Origin of the sequence: Halorussus amylolyticus, assembly GCF_004143485.2 — an archaeon.
GTDB lineage: Archaea > Halobacteriota > Halobacteria > Halobacteriales > Haladaptataceae > Halorussus > Halorussus amylolyticus.
The window spans coordinates 398,861-415,487 of sequence record NZ_ML974130.1 but is presented as its reverse complement, the minus strand read 5'-3'; the positions used below and the strand labels follow the sequence as shown (position 1 = coordinate 415,487).

The 16,627-nt window shown below is 67.3% G+C and carries 17 protein-coding genes; 7 read left to right on the top strand and 10 right to left on the bottom strand.

Annotated features, from left to right (window positions below; genetic code table 11):
• Positions 1-96 precede the first annotated feature (96 nt).
• Positions 97-462 (top strand): rhodanese-like domain-containing protein, encoded by a 366-nt coding sequence (locus EKH81_RS02100; protein WP_132057987.1) that lies wholly within the window; start codon positions 97-99, stop codon positions 460-462.
• Positions 463-542: 80 nt separating this feature from the next.
• Here the strand turns inward: EKH81_RS02100 and yciH are convergent, their stop codons facing one another.
• The 4 genes from yciH to EKH81_RS02080 form a co-directional block, all read right to left on the bottom strand.
• Positions 543-836: a stress response translation initiation inhibitor YciH gene (yciH, locus tag EKH81_RS02095; RefSeq protein ID WP_132057988.1), complete on the bottom strand. Its 294-nt coding sequence runs from the start codon at positions 834-836 to the stop codon at positions 543-545.
• A gap of 124 nt (positions 837-960) precedes the next feature.
• Positions 961-3,225: a transglutaminase TgpA family protein gene (locus EKH81_RS02090; protein ID WP_132057989.1), complete on the bottom strand. Its 2,265-nt coding sequence runs from the start codon at positions 3,223-3,225 to the stop codon at positions 961-963.
• A 19-nt stretch (positions 3,226-3,244) separates the two neighbouring features.
• Positions 3,245-4,348 carry a DUF58 domain-containing protein gene (locus EKH81_RS02085; RefSeq protein ID WP_132057990.1) on the bottom strand — a complete coding sequence of 368 codons (1,104 nt, stop codon included), beginning with the start codon at positions 4,346-4,348 and terminating at the stop codon, positions 3,245-3,247.
• 1 nt (position 4,349) lies between these two features.
• Positions 4,350-5,339 carry an AAA family ATPase gene (locus EKH81_RS02080; RefSeq protein ID WP_132057991.1) on the bottom strand — a complete coding sequence of 330 codons (990 nt, stop codon included), beginning with the start codon at positions 5,337-5,339 and terminating at the stop codon, positions 4,350-4,352.
• 217 nt (positions 5,340-5,556) lie between these two features.
• On the opposite strand from EKH81_RS02080, the gene EKH81_RS02075 reads away from it, so the two are divergent.
• On the top strand, positions 5,557-6,696 hold the full coding sequence (locus tag EKH81_RS02075; protein ID WP_132057992.1) for an AI-2E family transporter: 1,140 nt from the start codon (positions 5,557-5,559) through the stop codon (positions 6,694-6,696).
• A 24-nt stretch (positions 6,697-6,720) separates the two neighbouring features.
• Here EKH81_RS02075 and ddh read toward each other — a convergent pair whose 3' ends face one another.
• The 3 genes from ddh to EKH81_RS02060 form a co-directional block, all read right to left on the bottom strand.
• Positions 6,721-7,608: a D-2-hydroxyacid dehydrogenase gene (gene ddh / locus EKH81_RS02070; RefSeq protein ID WP_162224344.1), complete on the bottom strand. Its 888-nt coding sequence runs from the start codon at positions 7,606-7,608 to the stop codon at positions 6,721-6,723.
• Positions 7,609-7,821: 213 nt separating this feature from the next.
• Positions 7,822-8,952, bottom strand: a complete 1,131-nt coding sequence (locus tag EKH81_RS02065) for a hypothetical protein (protein WP_132057994.1) — start codon at positions 8,950-8,952, stop codon at positions 7,822-7,824.
• Positions 8,953-9,051: 99 nt separating this feature from the next.
• The gene (locus EKH81_RS02060) at positions 9,052-9,915 is read right to left on the bottom strand and encodes a twin-arginine translocation signal domain-containing protein (RefSeq protein WP_162224343.1); all 864 of its coding nucleotides are present in this window, start codon (positions 9,913-9,915) and stop codon (positions 9,052-9,054) included.
• Positions 9,916-10,087: 172 nt separating this feature from the next.
• Between EKH81_RS02060 and EKH81_RS02055 the strand changes: the two genes are divergently transcribed.
• Entirely contained in the window at positions 10,088-10,714 is a 627-nt protein-coding gene (locus tag EKH81_RS02055) for a TetR/AcrR family transcriptional regulator (protein WP_132057996.1), read from the top strand.
• The gene (locus EKH81_RS02050; protein ID WP_132057997.1) at positions 10,711-11,976 is read left to right on the top strand and encodes an MFS transporter; all 1,266 of its coding nucleotides are present in this window, start codon (positions 10,711-10,713) and stop codon (positions 11,974-11,976) included. The genes EKH81_RS02055 and EKH81_RS02050 overlap by 4 nt, the downstream gene beginning before the upstream one ends.
• Positions 11,977-11,987: 11 nt before the next feature.
• Here EKH81_RS02050 and EKH81_RS02045 read toward each other — a convergent pair whose 3' ends face one another.
• Both EKH81_RS02045 and EKH81_RS02040 read right to left on the bottom strand, forming a co-directional pair.
• Positions 11,988-12,314 (bottom strand): hypothetical protein, encoded by a 327-nt coding sequence (locus EKH81_RS02045; protein ID WP_132057998.1) that lies wholly within the window; start codon positions 12,312-12,314, stop codon positions 11,988-11,990.
• Positions 12,315-12,383: 69 nt separating this feature from the next.
• Positions 12,384-13,682: an eIF2B alpha/beta/delta subunit family protein gene (locus EKH81_RS02040; protein ID WP_132057999.1), complete on the bottom strand. Its 1,299-nt coding sequence runs from the start codon at positions 13,680-13,682 to the stop codon at positions 12,384-12,386.
• A 223-nt stretch (positions 13,683-13,905) separates the two neighbouring features.
• Here EKH81_RS02040 and EKH81_RS02035 point away from each other — a divergent pair, with 223 nt between their 5' ends.
• The 3 genes from EKH81_RS02035 (at position 13,906) to EKH81_RS02025 (ending at position 16,362) form a co-directional block, all read left to right on the top strand.
• Positions 13,906-14,409, top strand: coding sequence for a metallophosphoesterase family protein (locus EKH81_RS02035; RefSeq protein WP_132058000.1), 504 nt, complete (start codon positions 13,906-13,908; stop codon positions 14,407-14,409).
• Between the two features lie 140 nt (positions 14,410-14,549).
• Positions 14,550-15,314, top strand: coding sequence for a coenzyme F420-0:L-glutamate ligase (locus EKH81_RS02030; protein ID WP_132058001.1), 765 nt, complete (start codon positions 14,550-14,552; stop codon positions 15,312-15,314).
• Complete coding sequence (locus EKH81_RS02025) at positions 15,301-16,362, top strand: 5,10-methylenetetrahydromethanopterin reductase (protein WP_132058002.1); 1,062 nt, start codon at positions 15,301-15,303, stop codon at positions 16,360-16,362. The genes EKH81_RS02030 and EKH81_RS02025 overlap by 14 nt, the downstream gene beginning before the upstream one ends.
• Here EKH81_RS02025 and EKH81_RS02020 read toward each other — a convergent pair.
• Positions 16,316-16,522 (bottom strand): DUF8024 family protein, encoded by a 207-nt coding sequence (locus EKH81_RS02020; RefSeq protein ID WP_132058003.1) that lies wholly within the window; start codon positions 16,520-16,522, stop codon positions 16,316-16,318. The two genes, EKH81_RS02025 and EKH81_RS02020, sit on opposite strands and share 47 nt — an antisense overlap.
• Positions 16,523-16,627 lie beyond the last annotated feature (105 nt).

The following is a 16,627-nucleotide window of genomic DNA, read 5'->3' as shown; positions in this document are numbered from 1 at the left end:
GATTGACCGTTGGGACGGGGTCGGAACCGTCGGAGGCTTGTCTTCGCCGTCTGACCATCGCGGGGCTTATTCGCCCGGCAACACAACATCGACTCGATGGACGCCGAAATCTCCCCCGAGGAGGTCGCCGAACTGCTCGACCGGGATTCGGAGGTTCGAATCGTGGACATCCGCCCCGCGGCGCAGTTCGACCGCGGGCACATCCCCGGCAGCGAGAACATCCCGTTCCACGCGCTCGCGACCGAAATCGAGCGACTCGACGGCTCGAACCGAATCGTCACGGTCTGTCCGCACGGCAAATCGAGCGTGCAGGCCGCCCGACTCATCGCCTCCTACGAGGGCGTCCCCGACGACGCCCGCGTGGAGAGCATGGCCGGCGGTTTGGACGCGTGGCAGCGCGAACTGGCGCGTTCCGAAGGCGACGAAGCCGACGCGGACGAGGGACCCGCAGCTCCGTTCTGAGCGAGTACTTTCGAGCGAGCGGCGCTAACGCGACATCGCCACTGCTCACCCCTTAAAATCTACGCGAACCGTGTGCGAGGTCAGGCGACGTTGAAGCCCTTGTCGCGCAGGAAATCCTCGACGCGCCCAGTGTGGTTGCCCTGGAGCTCGATTTGGTCGTCCTCGACCGTCCCGCCACACGCGAACTTCGATTTGAGGTCCGACGAGAGACTGTCCAAATCGACGTCCTTCGGGTCGAATCCTTCGATAATCGTTACCTCTTTTCCGTAGCGGCGCTCGTCGATGCGAATGGTGATCTGCTGAGATTCTTTGGCCACGTCTTCGCAGACACAAAGCTCCTCGGGCAGCCCGCACGTCGAGCAGACTTCCGACATTACAGTTCGGGACTTTGTTGTAGGGGTACAAAACAGTGTCGCTACCTTCGCCGCCGATTCGGCGCGCGCCGTCCCGAACGCGCGAGGGAGCAGTAGTTTTCAAACCCCCTACTCTTTCAACTAACTACGTCGCTCCGCGGCGTTCGCGCACCAGTTCGTCGACGAGCGAAACCGCTTCGTCGGCCAATCGCTCGTCGGTCTCCCCGGCGTATCGGACCCGCTCGTACAGGCGGCCGACTCGCTCGATTCGGTCGTCCCCGTCGGCGAGCGACCCGAGGTACGCCCGGGGCGTCTCGCCGGGTCTGCGCTCGCGGTGCTCCCGACTCAGCACGTGTTCCAATCTGTCGAACGCCTGCGAAACGTCGGTTTCGGGGTCGCTCCGGGGTTGCCAGTGAAGCCACACGACGCGGCGAAGTCGCGCGATGACGCCCGTCCGGCGGGCGGCCGCCACCAGTCCGACCGCGACGACCGCGCCGAGCGCGGTCTGCTCTCTCGACGGCGGTTCGACCGTGATTCCGAGACCGCCACCGTCGCCCGACGCGCCCGCAGCCGTGGCGTCCTCGTCGGTCGCGGACCCGCCGACTGTCTCGTTCACGCCGTCCCGGACGTCGGGGGTCTGGCGCCGGGGACCCTCCGCGCCCGTTTCGGGTTCGGTCGCGCCACTCGTCTCGTTGGTCTCGTTCGTCTCGGTCGTCGTCGCCCCCTCGTCGGTCGGCGACTCGGTCGTGGTCGGCGTCCACGTTCCGCCCTCGCTCTCGTCGGTGTCTACGTCCGAGACGTTGCTGGCGCGGGCCTGCGTGAGTTCGGCGCTCTCGGTCGTCTGGCGCGGGTCGCCGGGCGTCGGGTCGAACCGGACCCACCCCACTTCGGGGAAGTACGCCTCGACCCACGCGTGGGAGTCTAACCCCCGGACCACCCACTCGTCCTCGGCGACTCGCTGGCCGGGGGTGTAGCCCACCGCGAACCGGGCGGGAACGTCCTGCGACCGGAGCATGGCGACCATCGCGGTGGCGTAGTAGGTGCAGTAGCCAGCCTCCATGTCGAAGATGAAGCTCTCGGCGATGTCGCCGTCCGGGCGCTCGACATCGAGCGAGTAGTCCTTCTCGGATTCGAGCCAGTCCTCGACCGCGACCGCCTGCTCGTAGGGCGTCTCGGCGTCCGCAGTGATTTCGTCGGTTCGCTCCTGAATTCGCTCGCCACTGCTCTCGGGGAGTTGGAGGTATCGGCTCTCGACTTCGTCGGGGTAGTCGGTTCCGGCGGTCTGGAGTTCCCGTTCGGTCGCGTCGGGGACGCTGCTCGTGACCGAGTACCGCTCGCCCTGCCGGAGCGACCCGACCGGGTCGAACGACCCGGCGGACGTGATTCGGGTGTTGCTCCGGTCGCCGTCGGTGAGCCGGGTCGGTCGCCACGCCGCGGGCATCGCGTCGAGGCGCTCGGCTTCGACCGTGACGGTCTGACTGACCTCGGTCGTCTCGCCCGGCGGCGACTCCTGGGCACGGTAGTCGGTCGTGTCGCCCGTCCGAATCCAGCCGTCGCCGTCGTAGCGGTCGTACGCGCCGACCCGCCAGTACGCCGACTCGTCGGACTCAACCGTGAACCGGACCTTCGGCGAGAGCCGAATCGACCCGACGACGTTCGCCCGGTCGTCGTTGCTGACCAGACTCCCCTCGACGGTCGGGGTACCGCCCCCGCCGCCGGGGAGGACGGGACTCGCCGACCCGCCGGGGACCACGCTGACCGTCGAGGCGAGCAGTATCATGGCGACCAGCACGACCGCGATGGTGTCCACCTGCGCGGGTGTGCCGCCCCGGCGCGCGAGCGTCCCGAACCCGAGCGCGGCCGCGGCCGCGAGCGACCCGACGAGCGTGACGAAGCTCCCGGCGTCGCCGGTCAGCACGAAGAAGCCGAGCGCGGCCCCGCCCGCGGCGACCGCGAGCGCGTAGCGCCGCCGGAGGACGAGATACCACGGGCCGAACACGAGACCGGGCGCGACCCCGAGCGCCCACGCGCCGACCTCGGTCATCCGGAGGACCGACAGGCCGGTCAGCAGGGCGACGTTGTCGCCGACTACCTTCCGGACCGTCGTGGTCGCGAGGTACGCGCTCGGCACCGTGAGGTAGTACGCGACGACGCCGACCGCGAGCAAACCGACCGCGAGCGCGGCGGCCTGTCCGGCTCGAAGGTGGCGGGCGACGCCCGCGCCCGCGAGCAGGGTGGCCGCCACCAGCGCGAGCAGGGCCGTCGTCCCGCCCACCACGTCGGTGACGTGAAACAGCACGCTCAGGTAGGTCGCAATCAGCACGGTGGTCGAACCGACCGCGAGCCAGTGGTACGGTACGCTCACGTCCCCGAGTTCGAGTTCGCGGCCGACCGCGGACTCGGCGCTCATCGCGGGGCACCTCCGGTGCTCATCGCGACCCACCTCCTCGGTCGCCGATTCGTCTCCCGACACTCCCGCCGTCGGCGAACGCGGACGCCCCGGCGTCCGCGCTCGCCGACTGATGGTTCGACCCCGACGCGACCGTCTCGTTCGTGCCCACCGACCCGCCGGTCAACTGCGCGAACGTCACGGTCCGGTCGCCGACGGTGATTCGAACCGCATCTGCGTCGGCCGGTCCGCGCACCGCCACGTCGGCGTCGTCGCGGCGCGGGTCGCCGACCGTCCCCGCCGAGAGCCGAGCGAGGTGGCCGAGGATTTCGGTTCGGTGGTCGGGTCCGACGCCGGGTTCGACGCGGCCCGAGGGGGTAGTCAGTCCGACCGCGAGACCGGCTTCGAGCAGGTACGCCGCCACGCTCGCGGCGGCTTCGGCCACGTCGTCGGCGCGGCCGCCGTCGGCCTCCGCAAGGAGTTCGACCTGCTCGCGTCGTTCGTCGGCCTCGAACTCCATCACCACGAGGTCGGCGTCGGCGCGCTTGGCGCTGGTCTTCCAGTGAACGTCCCGGAGCGGGTCGCCCCGCTCGTACTCGCGGAGTTGGTCGAATCTGTCGCGGCCGCCGAGACCGAACTCGCGGCGGAGCGCCGCGAGTTCGGTCGCGTCTCGGAGTCGGTGAATCTCCGGGAACACCACGAGGTCGCGCCGGACGGGGTACCGGTAGGTCGTCCGCCAGAGGCCGAACACGTCCTCGGCGACCACCTCGACCGGGCCGACCGACCGGACGCCGCGCTCGCGGAGTTCGACCGCGAACGCCAGCGAGCCGTCGGTGACGGTCGTCTCGATTTCCGAGTCCGGAATCGCGAGTCCGTCGTCGGCCCGGAAGCGGACGGTGGCGGCGACCGGCGCGGAGGCGTCGAAGTCGAGCGAGACGGTCGCGGTCTCGCCCGCGAAGCCGTACTCGGGCGTCCGGGTCCGAAGCTCGGGCTGTGGTGCGCGTCGGAGTTGGACGTAGGCCGCCGCGAGCGCGACGAGCGCCGGACCCGCCACGGCGTCGAGCGACCGGGCACCGAACTGCGCGCCGAGCAGAAGCGCGCCGCCCGCGACCGCCGCGACCGCCCACCCGCGTCTCGTCAGCATCTCACTTCACCGGAACGCTTTCGAGCGCCGAGGCTATCAGTTCCGGTCCCGACCGGCCGCCGAGGTCCCCGCCGGTCCGGACCCGGTGGCCCAGGACCGCCTCGGCTTCGGCCTGCACGTCGTCGGGGACGACGTAGTCGCGGCCGTCGAGGACCGCGCGGGCCTGTCCCGCTCTGAGGAGCGCGATGGACCCGCGCGGGCTGACCCCGAGTTCGGCGTGGTCGCGGGTGTAGTTCGCGAGTCGAGTCACGTACTCCCGGACCGCCTCCTCGGCGGTGACGTTCGCCACGGTCTCGCGGGCGCGCCGGACCTCCTCGCCGGTCGCCACGGGGTCGAGGCTCTCGATGGGGTGGCGGCCCGTGACTCTGCGGAGGACCTCCGACTCGTCCTCGGGCGATGGGTAGCCGAGCGAGAGTCGTTTCATGAAGCGGTCCACCTCCGCGATGGGGAGGTCGTAGGTCCGGTCGGCCTCCACGTCGTTCTGGGTGGCGATGACCGTAAACGGCTGGTCGAGTTCGTACGTCTCGCCGTCCACGGTGACTTGGGCCTCCTCCATCGCTTCGAGGAGCGCCGACTGGGTCTTGGGCGGCGCGCGGTTGATTTCGTCGGCGAGGACGACGTTGCCGAACACCGGGCCGGGCCTGAACTCGAACTCGCGGGTCCGCTCGTCGAAGACGTTCACGCCGGTCACGTCGGTCGGCAGGAGGTCGGGCGTGAACTGGACCCGAGTGAACGCACAGTCGATAGACCGGGCGAGCGACCGCGCGAGCATCGTCTTTCCGACGCCGGGCACGTCGTCGAGCAGGAGGTGCCCGCGCGCGAGAATCGCGGTCACGATGTGCTCGGTCGGGTCTCGGTGGCCGACGATGACCTGCTCGACGTTCTCGACGACGCGGGTGGCGAGGTCGGCGGCCTCGTCCAGCGAGAGCGGTTCGGGCGACTCGTCACTCTGGCGCGACTTGGCTTTCGGGTTCGGGTTGGCTTCCGTCATAGGTGGCTCCGTCGGCGCTGGAGGGCGAGAATGCCGGCGACCGTCCGAGACGGTCGCTGAGACGTGCGCCTGCTACACCTACCTTACTCCCCCAGCTTTGAAACTTTTGTCCCGGCCGAAGTCCCAAGTTCGGTGATTCGACGGCGAGCGGTTCGAAATCCGACGATTTTCCGCGCGCGACCGAAAGACTTTCTCTCCGGGGTTCGATGCCGGGCGTATGTCCGCGACTCGACAGCGAGCCTTGGCCGGGATTCTGGCGGTGGTGGGCCTGCTCGCGGCCGTGGTGCTGTTCGACGTTCTCGGCACCGTCTTCTTCGCCATCACGGTCGCGTACGTCCTCGCACCGCTCCACCAACGGCTGGTCGCTCGCGGACTCCACCCGTGGTGGGCGAGCGCCGCGGCGACCGCCGTGGGGTTCGTGAGCGTCCTCGCGCTGTTGTCGTCGTTCGCCTTCCTCGTCTACCGGCGGCACGCCGAACTACAGGCGGTGCTTCGCGGGCTTCCGGAGAGCCTGTCGTTCGAAGTTCTCGGAATGGCGTACACCATCGACGCGAGCGTCGCCATCGCCTTCGTCCGCGAGAACATCACCGAGGCCGCGCTGACCGCGGCGCGAATCGCGCCCGTCCTCGCGCTCAAGGTCACGCTGTTCGGTCTGCTCGTGTTCGCGCTCCTGCTCCGGCGCGGGCAGGCCCGGAAGGCGCTCGTCGCGCCGATTCCCCACGGCTACCGCGACGTGGCCGCCGCCTTCCACGAGCGAACGCGCGAGACGCTGTTCGCGATTTACGTCCTGCAGGCCGCGACCGCGGTGGCGACGTTCCTCATCGCGCTCCCCATCTTCTTCGCGCTCGGCTACGACCTGTTCGTCACGCTCGCGCTCGTCTCGGGGTTCCTCCAGTTTCTCCCCATCGTCGGACCGTCGGTGCTGGTCGGCCTGCTCGCGCTCTACCAGTTCAGCGTCGGCGACGTGACCGCGGCGGTGCTGGTGGGCGTCGTGGGCGCGGTCCTCATCGGGTGGCTCCCCGACGCGCTCGTCCGACCGCGACTCGCGCGCCACACCGCCGACCTGCCGGGAAGCCTCTACTTCATCGGCTTCACCGGCGGCTTACTCAGCATCGGTCCGGTGGGGTTCATCGCCGGGCCGCTGGTGGTCGCGCTCCTCGTGGAAGCCGCCGAGATGCTCGCGGCCGAAGTGAACGGGACCGCGAACGGCGCGGAGACGCTGGGCATCGGAGGCGAGACCTCGGAGTCGCTCGAATTCGAGCGAGACCAGTCGGAGACGCCGGAGCGCGAGAGCGAAACCCGAGCGGACCCGGAATCCGGCGCTTCGGAACGGACCGACGACCACGCGGAGAGCTGACCCCGAAATTCTACCGGACTCGCCTCACACCACGCGATTCACCATCTCCGACCCGTCCTCGACGCGGCCGACGTTCTCGCCCACCAAGTCGGCGATGTCCCGGTAGTAGTCGCGCGTGGCCGCCGCGCGGTGGGGCGTGACTATCACCTCGTCCATCTCCCACAGCGGCGAGTCCTCGGGCAGGGGTTCGGTCTCGAACACGTCGAGGCCCGCGCCCGCAATCTCCCCGTCGCGGAGCGCGGCGACCAGCGCCGACTCGTCGGCGCAGTCGCCGCGCGCGACGTTGAGGAAGTAGGCGTCTTCACGCATCGCGGCGAACTCCTCGCGACCCATCAGACCCCGCGTCTCGTCGGTCAGCGGAACCGCGAGCGCGACGAACTTCGCGTCAGCGACGGCCTCGTGGAGGTCGTCGGGCGTGTACACCGTCTCGACGCCCGCCACGGGGTCGCCCGAGCGCCGGACGCCCGTGACGCGCATGCCGAGCGCGTCCGCGCGCTCGGCGATTCCCTTGCCGAGCGTTCCTAATCCGACGACGCAGAGTCGCTCGCCGTCGAGGGTGAACGGGGCGTCCCACTCGGGGTGGCTCCACTCGCGGGCCTCCTGCTGGCGGACGTAGGTGTGGAGTCTGCGCGCGAACGTCAGCATCAGTCCCGTCGCGAACTCCCCGACGCTGGTGTCGTGGATGCCGGTGCTGTTGGTGAGCGCGATGCCCCGCTCCTCGAACTCCGGAAGCGGGAAGCGGTCGATTCCGGCCTGAATCGAGTGGACCCAGTCGAGGTCGGCGTCGAGGAAGGCGTCGGTGTACGCGAAGGTCACGACCTCGCCGTCGACATCGGAGAGTTCCTCACGGAGTCGTTCGGGCGGAAAGACGGCGCTCACGGAGTCGTGGATGCCGAGTCGACGGAGTTGCATGGCAGTGTTTCTACTGCGCGGCGGATTCAATCTTCGGGTGAAACGTCGAAAGGCGGCTCGGGTGGAATGCCTCGTCACAAGGGGCTCGGTGGGGGTAACTTTCGTCACTGCCGCCAAATGCTGATTTCGTGCCGAGCGACAAAAGGCCACCGAGTTTTTCGAGTAGACCGGAGTCATTTGTACCGTCTGCTGAGTGCTTCGAAAGGCTGGCCACTAGCTTTCGTCGGACGCCGTGGCCTCCAGTCGTTTCAGCCGCCGGTCAGTCGAGGGGTTCATCAAGAGCACGCCGACCGCACCCCTGGAAGTCGGTTGGTCGTCGGCGTCCGAGAGCCACTGAAATGTATTACGGATGCACTTCGACGACGTTCGTTCGACCGCGACTCGGTCCGCTTCGAACACGAGGCGACGGCCGACGACGACGCGTGCGAAGACGAGAGCGAGGACCACCGACAAAAGGACGACAGCCTGCACGGCCGCCGAGCCGTAGGGAATCGCGCCGACCGCGACAGCGGGGAGACCCAGCGTGAAGACGAGAATTGGGGCAAACGTCGCGGCGACGTGGAGTTCGTAGCACCGGGTCTCGTCCTTTCCGGCGGCGACCGCCAGCAGTCCTCGACACACGTCTTCCGGGGCAGTTTCGAGGAGATGTTCGGTTACGAACAGGCGTCTGTATCCGAGTGGTCCCCGAATCATCGCGACCGCCTCTCCGAGCGTCTCACGTGGAATGACGTACACGCGTTCGGCGGAAAGTCCCACTTCTTCGAGAAGACCGGTGACACGGTCCGACCCCTCCGCTTCGTCCGGTTTCAACGTCGTCGTGTACCAAACCCAGCTCCCGGCGTACCAGCACGCTGCGGCGAGACTCAGCACCACTGTCAGCGCACCGAACTCCGAAAGGTGCGGCGACAGCACGAGGGCGACGCCGAACGTGACCGCAACGGCAGTAGTGAGCGTCGTCGTGAACAGGAGTACGGTCCTGACCGCAAACGGTCGGGAATCACCCTCGTCCGTCGCGCGGGACGGGAACAGACCGACGTACGCTACACCGACAGAAAAAACACCGGCCGCGAGCGTCGGAATCCACGCGAGGAATTCCGACCCCGGAGATCCAGCGATACCGACGGCCGCGAGCACATCCCGGGCGGTTTGTAGACTTTCGACTTCGAGGAGAATGAGGGTCGCGTTGACGAACGCAAGCACGCCGCCGACGGGAAACCCCCACAGCAGCACGCGTTTGCTCTTCCGGGACGAAACGGGGAGGAACTCGACAACCCACGCACAGACTCGAAACGCGAGTCCGGTCAGTACGAGCAGACCGACGAGTACCGCGAGCAGAGTCCTCATCGGCAGTCACCTATGTCGTGAACCGCGGGATATCGTGGTAACATCGCCATGTGTCATTCATATATGTGGTACCGCCGCAAAAATATAGTGGCTTTTGGGTTACGACCAAGCGCTAGCGAGCGCACCGCCGACAGCGATGGCCGCAGCGCCAGCCGCGGGGAGCGTGCCGCCAGACGCACCGGTACCAGCGGCCGCGGCGATGGCCGCGAGTATCAGCCCGATAGCCAGGAGCGCCACGAGCGCCCACTTGAGGACGAGTGGCAATTCAGTCGGAAGGCCTTCGTAGGCGTTCCTGATAATGTCCATGCCAGCATCGACGACCGACCCGATAGCGGCAGTCGTGGGGTCGATGAGGTCGTCCTTACAGCCGATGAGCGAACACTGCTCGATGGGGAATTCGCTCAGACCAGCGTACATACAGCCGTTGTCAGCGAAGCCGAGCCACGGCGAGAGACCAACTTCGAGCGACCAGTCGTCGTTGAACCCCTTCTGATAGTGGTTGACACCGAAACCGACCTTGTAGATGGGTCTGGAGGTCGGACACTCGTCGATGACGGAGTCCCAGATGTTCGTCGCCTGTGTACAGATTCTATCGGCGTCGAAGATGAGGTCCTGTTCGCCACAGATGTCGAACGGAACGCTCGTCGGAGTGATTCGGTCCATCAACTTCAGGAACTTGCTCGCCAGCGATTCCGGCGTGACTTCGTCTCCTTCGACATCCTCGGCAGAATACGTTTCCTGCAGTTCAGCGGTCGAAAGTTCTTCGCCGGACGGAGTGATACCGCTCGAAATCTTATCGTAGGCGTAGTCGACCAAACCGTCCCAGATGTCGTCGATTCGGTCCGACTGAGCGGAAAGGTCGTCTGCTGCGACCGCGTTTCCGGCGAACACACCGGCTGTTCCCGCAATACCGAGGTGTTTCAGAACGTTTCTCCGGTCGATTTTATGGTCTCTCCGAACCATGAAATATAGTTTAGAACACCCCATATATAATATTTTCTAACTCCACTATGTATAAAATTGTTTAATAATATTTTTTATTTTTTGTGTTGGATATAGATATCATATCTGGCCGCAACCGTCGAATCGGACACGAAACCGAAGCCCTTTCAACAAAACTAACTAACCGGTTAGTATGAACGCGGCGGACAACACCGAAAACACCCCCGACACGCGAACGGCCATCATGGAGGCCACGTACGCCGCGCTCTGCAAGCACGGCTACGCGAACCTCACGATGCAGGCCATCGCCGACGAGTTCGACAAGACGAAAGCGGTCCTCCACTACCACTACGACACCAAAGAGGACCTGCTGGTCGCGTTTCTCGACTACCTGCTCGACCGATTTCTCGACACGCTCGACATCGAGACCATCGACGACCCCGAGGAGCGACTCGTCGCGCTCGTGGACGCGCTCCTGCTCGGCACCCACGAACCGCGCTCGGAGACCGACCACTGGGAGTACCACACCGCACTGCTCGATATCCGGGCACAAGCGCCGCACAACGACGCCTTCCGCGAGCAGTTGACGACGAACTACAGACACATCGAGGCCACCGCGGCCGCCATCATCGAGGACGGAATCGAGCGCGGCGTCTTCCGCGAGGTGGACCCCGAACGCGCCGCGACGTGGCTGTTCGCCACCATCAACGGCGCGCGACTCCACCAGGTCACGCTCGACGAGAGCGACGTGGCCGAGGACGTTCGGGCCGCAATCGTCGAGGAGTGGCTCGACTGGCTCCGGAGGCCGAACGGCGAATGAGTCGGTTGGTCGGCGGCGACGACCCGAGCGTGCGATACGTCGTCGGGAGCCTCATCGCCGGGGTGTTCCTCGGCGGTCTCGGCGGCGGGGTCGCGTTCCCGACGATTCCGTCGCTCGGGGGGATTCTCGGTATCTCGCCGTTCATCGTGGGTGTCATCCTCTCTATCAATCGGTTCACGCGGCTCCTGATGAACACCCCCGCGGGCCAGATTCTCGACAAGATGGGGACCCGCCGACCCATGATAGTCGGCTTCTTCGTGCAGGGACTCGTGCCGTTCGGCTACGTCCTCGGGATGAACCCCGGCCCGATTCCGCTCGACAGCGCCACCATCTTCCTCGTCTCGCGGGCGTGCTGGGGCTTCGGGTCGGCGTTCGTGTTCGTCGGCGCGTTCAGCACCATCACCCACATCACGACGCCCGAGAATCGCGGCAAGTGGGTCGGCTACATGCGCGGCGGCCAGAGCCTCGGCTTCCCGATGGGTCTGGTGGTCGGCGGTCTCGTGACCGACGCCTTCGGCTACACCGAGGCGTTTCTGACCGCCGGAGTCGCCGGACTGTTTGCGGCCGTCGTCGCGCTCGTCGTCCTGCCCGACATCAACGCCGACGTGGAGACCACCAGCAGTCTTCGCGAACTCCCGTCGCTCGTGCGGGCCGACACCCGCATCTTCACGGTCGGTGCCATCAACTTCGTCGTCCGGTTCCTGTTCGCGGGCGTCCTGCTCTCGACCATCGTGCTGTACGCCGAAGCGAACGGTATCGGTATCGGGAGCCTGTCGGGCGTCGGCGCGAGCGGTCTCGTGATGGCCGTCAGCGTGGCGGGGTCGAGCCTCACCACCCTCGCCGTCGGTCGGTACTCCGACACGCTCACGAACCGGGCGGCGCTGACTCTCCCCGCGCTGACCGTCTTTGCGACCGGATTCGGACTACTCGCGCTCTATCCGACGCTCGAAGCCACGCTCGTCGCCGTCGCGCTCATCGGCATCGGCGTCGGCGGGACGAACCCGCCCCTGTTGGCGTATCTCGGTGACATCAGTCCTGACAACGACGTGGGGAAACTCGGCGGCGTGTACAACGTGTTCGGCGACCTCGGTTCGACGCTCGGGCCGCTGGTCGCGCTCCCCTTCGCCACGCGCTTTGGCTTCGCAGTCGAGTATCTGGCGTGCGTCGCCCTCATCGCGGTCGCCGGAGTCCTCGCCGCGAAGACGCTGTACGGCGACAGTTCGACCACGAGCGCGGTCTCCGCGAGCGCGGGCGACGATTGAGAGGACGTACGCTACGAGTCCGACTCGTCTTCGGACGCCCCGGAACCGGCGGTTCGACTCTTCTGTAGCTGTTTCACGAGATTGAGGTGCATGAGGTGGAGGTGCATCCCGATGCCGAACAGCAACAGCCCCATCCCGACGAAAATCAGCGGGAGGAGGACGGCACCGACCGCGCTCGGCACGGAATCGAGATTGGCGGGCAACCGACCGACGACCGCGAAAGCGAAGGCCGCGAGGATTACTCCGAGTCCCGCCTTGACGAACCGAGAGTACCGACCGACCTGCTGTATCCGAACCTCGATGTCATCGGTGCTCGGAGAATCGTGGTCTGCGACCATGCGTACGATGACGCGCTCGACGCACTTAGATGGTGTTTCGTCGGTGGGTAGACGAAACGGAGAGACGCCTCACGCCCGCCACGCAGACAGGTCTCGAAGCTCCTCGACGACTTCCGAAATCCCCTCGCCGTCCAACGTCCCGCGTTCCGTAATCACCCCCGAAACGCAGTCGGCGGGCGTCACGTCGAAGGTCGGATTCACCACCTGCAGGTCGGCCTCGCCGTCGTACACCGCATCGAGGTCGCCATCCTCCAGAAACGCCTCGTCGCCGGTCGGAACCTTGTCGCTGGCCGCGACCGCGTAGACGGGGACGCCCTCGCGCGCCGCCGCGAGCGCGGCGGCGCGCGTGCCGGTCTTGTTCACGACGCGACCGTCCGGCAGTATCGCGTCCGTGCCGACCACCACCGCATCGACCGCCTCGGTCGCCAGCACGTGCGCGACCGCGGCGTCGGTGTGGAGGGTCACGTTCGCCGGGCCGAGGCGCTCTGCGAGCGCCTCGGCCACCGCAACTCCCTCCCTCGCCGGGCGCGACTCGGCGACGAAGACGCGGTCGGCGGCGTCGAGCGCGTCGAGGACGGTCCCGGACCGCGAGAGCGTGAGAACCGTGTCGTCGCGGATTTCCTCGGCGGCGTTCTCGGCGGCCCGCTCGTCGGCGCGAAACGCCCGGTCGATTTCCTCGCTGGTCGCGCGCTCGACCGCCGCCGGGGTGCGGTCGTCGGCCGCGGTCGCCATCGCGCGATTCACGCGATTGCCGACGACGGCCATGCTCGGGCGGGCTTCGAGGAGTTTCTCGGCGAGGACCGAGAGCGCGGTCCAGTTGTCGGAAGCGCGCTCGCGGCTTCGCCGCTCGCCGTCCGCGCCGCGTGGCGGCGCGCGCACGACGAACGACCCCGCTCGGTCGCGCAGAACTTCGAGCGCGCGCACCGAGAGGTACGCAGAGCCGTGTTCGACGTCCTCGGCGATTTCCCGAATCGTCGGCGCGACCCGCGAGTAGGAGGTCCAGAGCTGTGGCACGGTCTCGCGCCGGAGGAGTTCCGTTGGCGAGACCCACTCGGACTCGGCGGTCTCCCAGTCGGTGTCGGCGTCGCGGCGCTCGCAGTCGAACAGGTACGGGTGAACGACCCACCGCGTGTCGAGGTCGGGGTCCTCGAACTCGAAGGTGACGCCCGTTCGCGCGAGCGTGCAGGCGTCGAGCAGTCCGGTCTCCGCCGCGATTTCCTCGCGGGCCGCGGCGTCGGGGTCGCCCTCGGCGTGGCCCGAGACTGCGCCCCACAGTCCCGAGTACGAACCGACCTCCGCCGAGCGCCTGAGCAGGAGGACCTCCCCGCGATTCCGGAGAAAGCAGGTGACGACGTGAGTTTGCTCCATATGCCGAGATTCGGTCGCGAGTGGTTTGAGCGTGGGGGTCTCGGGGCCAAGACGGTCGCGTTCAGGGACGTGTCACTCGGCCATCCGACCGAACGGGTGGGACTTTCGAGGTATTAGACCGGGTGGCTACCCAGAATGCGCTACTCTCCTCGACTATTAACACGATTCGACACAGTCCCGAGACGCCCTCCACGCTTTTCACAATTCGGGTCGAACGTTCGACATGGCAGATGCACACGTCGCCTTAATCAGCGACACGCACGTCCCCTCGCGCGCTGAGGGGATTCCCGAGTGGGTGAAAGACCGCATCCGCGACGCCGACCACACGATTCACGCCGGGGACTTCGACAGCGAGGACGCTTACGGAACGATTTCGACGCTCGCAGACGGGGACCTCACGGCCGTCCAGGGGAACACGGACCCGCCCTCGCTCGACCTGCCCGAGGTCGCCACGGTCGAAATCGGCGACACCACGTTCGTCGTGACCCACGGCACGGGGTCCCAAGAGGGCTACCGCGAGCGAGTCGCGGAGGTCGTGAAGGGAGCGGTCGAGGGGCCGGTACTCGGCGTGTCGGGCCACACGCACGAGGTGATGAACGGGGACTTCGCGGGCGTCCACCTGCTGAATCCAGGGAGCGCGACGGGGGCCACGCCCGCCGAGCGAGCCACGATGATGAGCGTCGAAATCGAGCGAGGTCAGCTCCGGGTCGAAGTTCACGAGGGGTGACCGTCGGGCCACCCCTCGTGACCGTTGGGGTCGCAGGGAGGCCGCTCGCGTCACGAGAGACGACCGGGCGCTCGGAACCCGGCGAGTAGACCTTGCCCGTTTCGGGCGGGTTTTTACCCGCGTCGGCCCAACCTCGGGTCATGGACGTGTTCGCGGTGCCGGACCTGCCCGAAATCCGGCCGGGCGACGACCTCGCGGCGCTGATAGACGACCGGGCCGACCTCCGGGACGACGACGTGGTGGTCGTGGCGAGTACTATCGTCTCGAAGGCCGAGGGGCGACTCGCCGACCTCGCGGACTTCCCGGCGGGGCCCCGAGCGAACGAAATCGCCCGACGCCTCGAAGACATCTCGGGCGACGAGAAGGACCCCCGGTTCGCGCAGGCGGTCCTGGAGGAGAGCACCGAGATAATCATGGAAGCCCCGTTTCTGCTCACGGCCACGAAGTTCGGCCACATCGGAGTCAACGCGGGCATCGACCGGTCGAACGTGGGCGACGGGGCGGACCTCCTGCTCCTGCCCGAGCGACCGAGAGACAGCGCCGAGCGAATCCGGGCGAACCTCCGGGCAGACCCCGCGGTCGTCGTGAGCGACACCTGCGGGCGGCCGTTCCGTCACGGCCAGCGCGGAGTCGCGCTCGGATGGGCGGGAATCCCTGCATCTCGCGACTGGCGGGGCGAGCGCGACCGAGACGGCCACGAACTCGAAGTCACGGTCGAGTCGGTCGTGGACGAACTCGCGTCCGCCGCCAATCTCGTGACCGGCGAGGGCGACGACGGCCTGCCGGTGGCGGTCGTGCGCGACTGGGAGTTCGGCGACCACGACGGGAGCGAGAACCTCTTCCGCGACGTGGAGGGCGACTTCGTTCGGCAGGCCCTACGGGGGTGGGAGTTTGCGCGGGATTGAGCTCACGCCCGAGCATCCGATTGCGGACCTCGTGGAAATCGGCGAGACCGCCGAGGAGGAGGGATTCGACACACTGTTTTCGAGCTGTCACTACAACAACCGCGACCCGTTCGTGGTCCTCGACCGAGTCGCGGCCGCGACCGACGAGATTCGGGTCGGACCGGGAGTCGCCAACCCCTACGAGACCCACCCCGTGACGCTCGCGTCGCGGGTCGCCACCCTCCACGAGACCAGCGACGGGCGGGCGGTCTGCGGTCTCGGCGCGGGCGACCGCTCGACGCTCCGGAATCTGGGCTACGACCGCGACCGACCGCTCCGACGGGTGCTGGAGGCGATGAAAGTCTCCCAGAAGCTCTGGGCGGGCGAGCGCGTGGACCACGAGGGTACTTTCACCGCGACGGACGCGAGTCTGAACTACGCGGTCGGCGCGTCCGCGGACGCGCCGACCGCGAGCGACGAGACCGGTGGTGACAGTGCGGACGCCGACGAGACCGACAAACCGGGCGAAATTCCCGTCTACGTCGGCGCACAGGGACCCCACATGATTCGGATGTCGGCGAAGCACGCCGACGGCGTGCTGGTCAACGCCTCGCATCCGAAGGACTTCGCGTGGGCCGACGAGCAGGTCGAGAAGGGCCTCGCCGACCGGCCCGAGTCGCGGGGCGACTTCGACTTCGCGGCCTACGCCAGCGTCAGCGTGGCCGAAGACGAGACGGCCGCCCGCGAGGCGGCCCGGCCGCCGGTGGCGTTCATCGTCGGCGGGGCGGCCCCGCCGGTCCTCGACAGGCACGGAATCGACAGCGAGCGCGCGAAGGAAATCGGTGAGAGGGTCGAGTCGGGCGACTTTTCGGCGGCGTTCGAGGCGGTCACGCCCGAGATGATAGACGCCTTCTGCATCGCGGGAACGGTCGAAACTGCGGCCGACCGCATCGCGGACGTGCTTTCATACGCCGACAGTTTCGTCGCAGGGTCGCCGCTCGGTCCCGACCCGAAAGAGGCGGTCAGCCTTGCTGGGGCGGCTTGCGACCGAGCGATTCGGGGAGAATGAAATCGACCACCGCGCCGAGCGTGAGGTAGCCGAACGCCGCCACGGAGACTGCGACGAACAGCGTGCCGAACGCCAGCAGAATCGCCGGGAGCGGTCCGTTGAGCGCCACGTCCGTGAACAGGCTAATCATGTCGAGGACGTTCTGGATGAGGTTCACCATGTTCGGAGATGTGTGACGGGGGTACTTGTTTGCTCCGTTAGCGAGACTTACGGCGGTCCGTCGGAGCGCGACGAGGAACGCCGAGCGTCCGCCACGCTTACGACG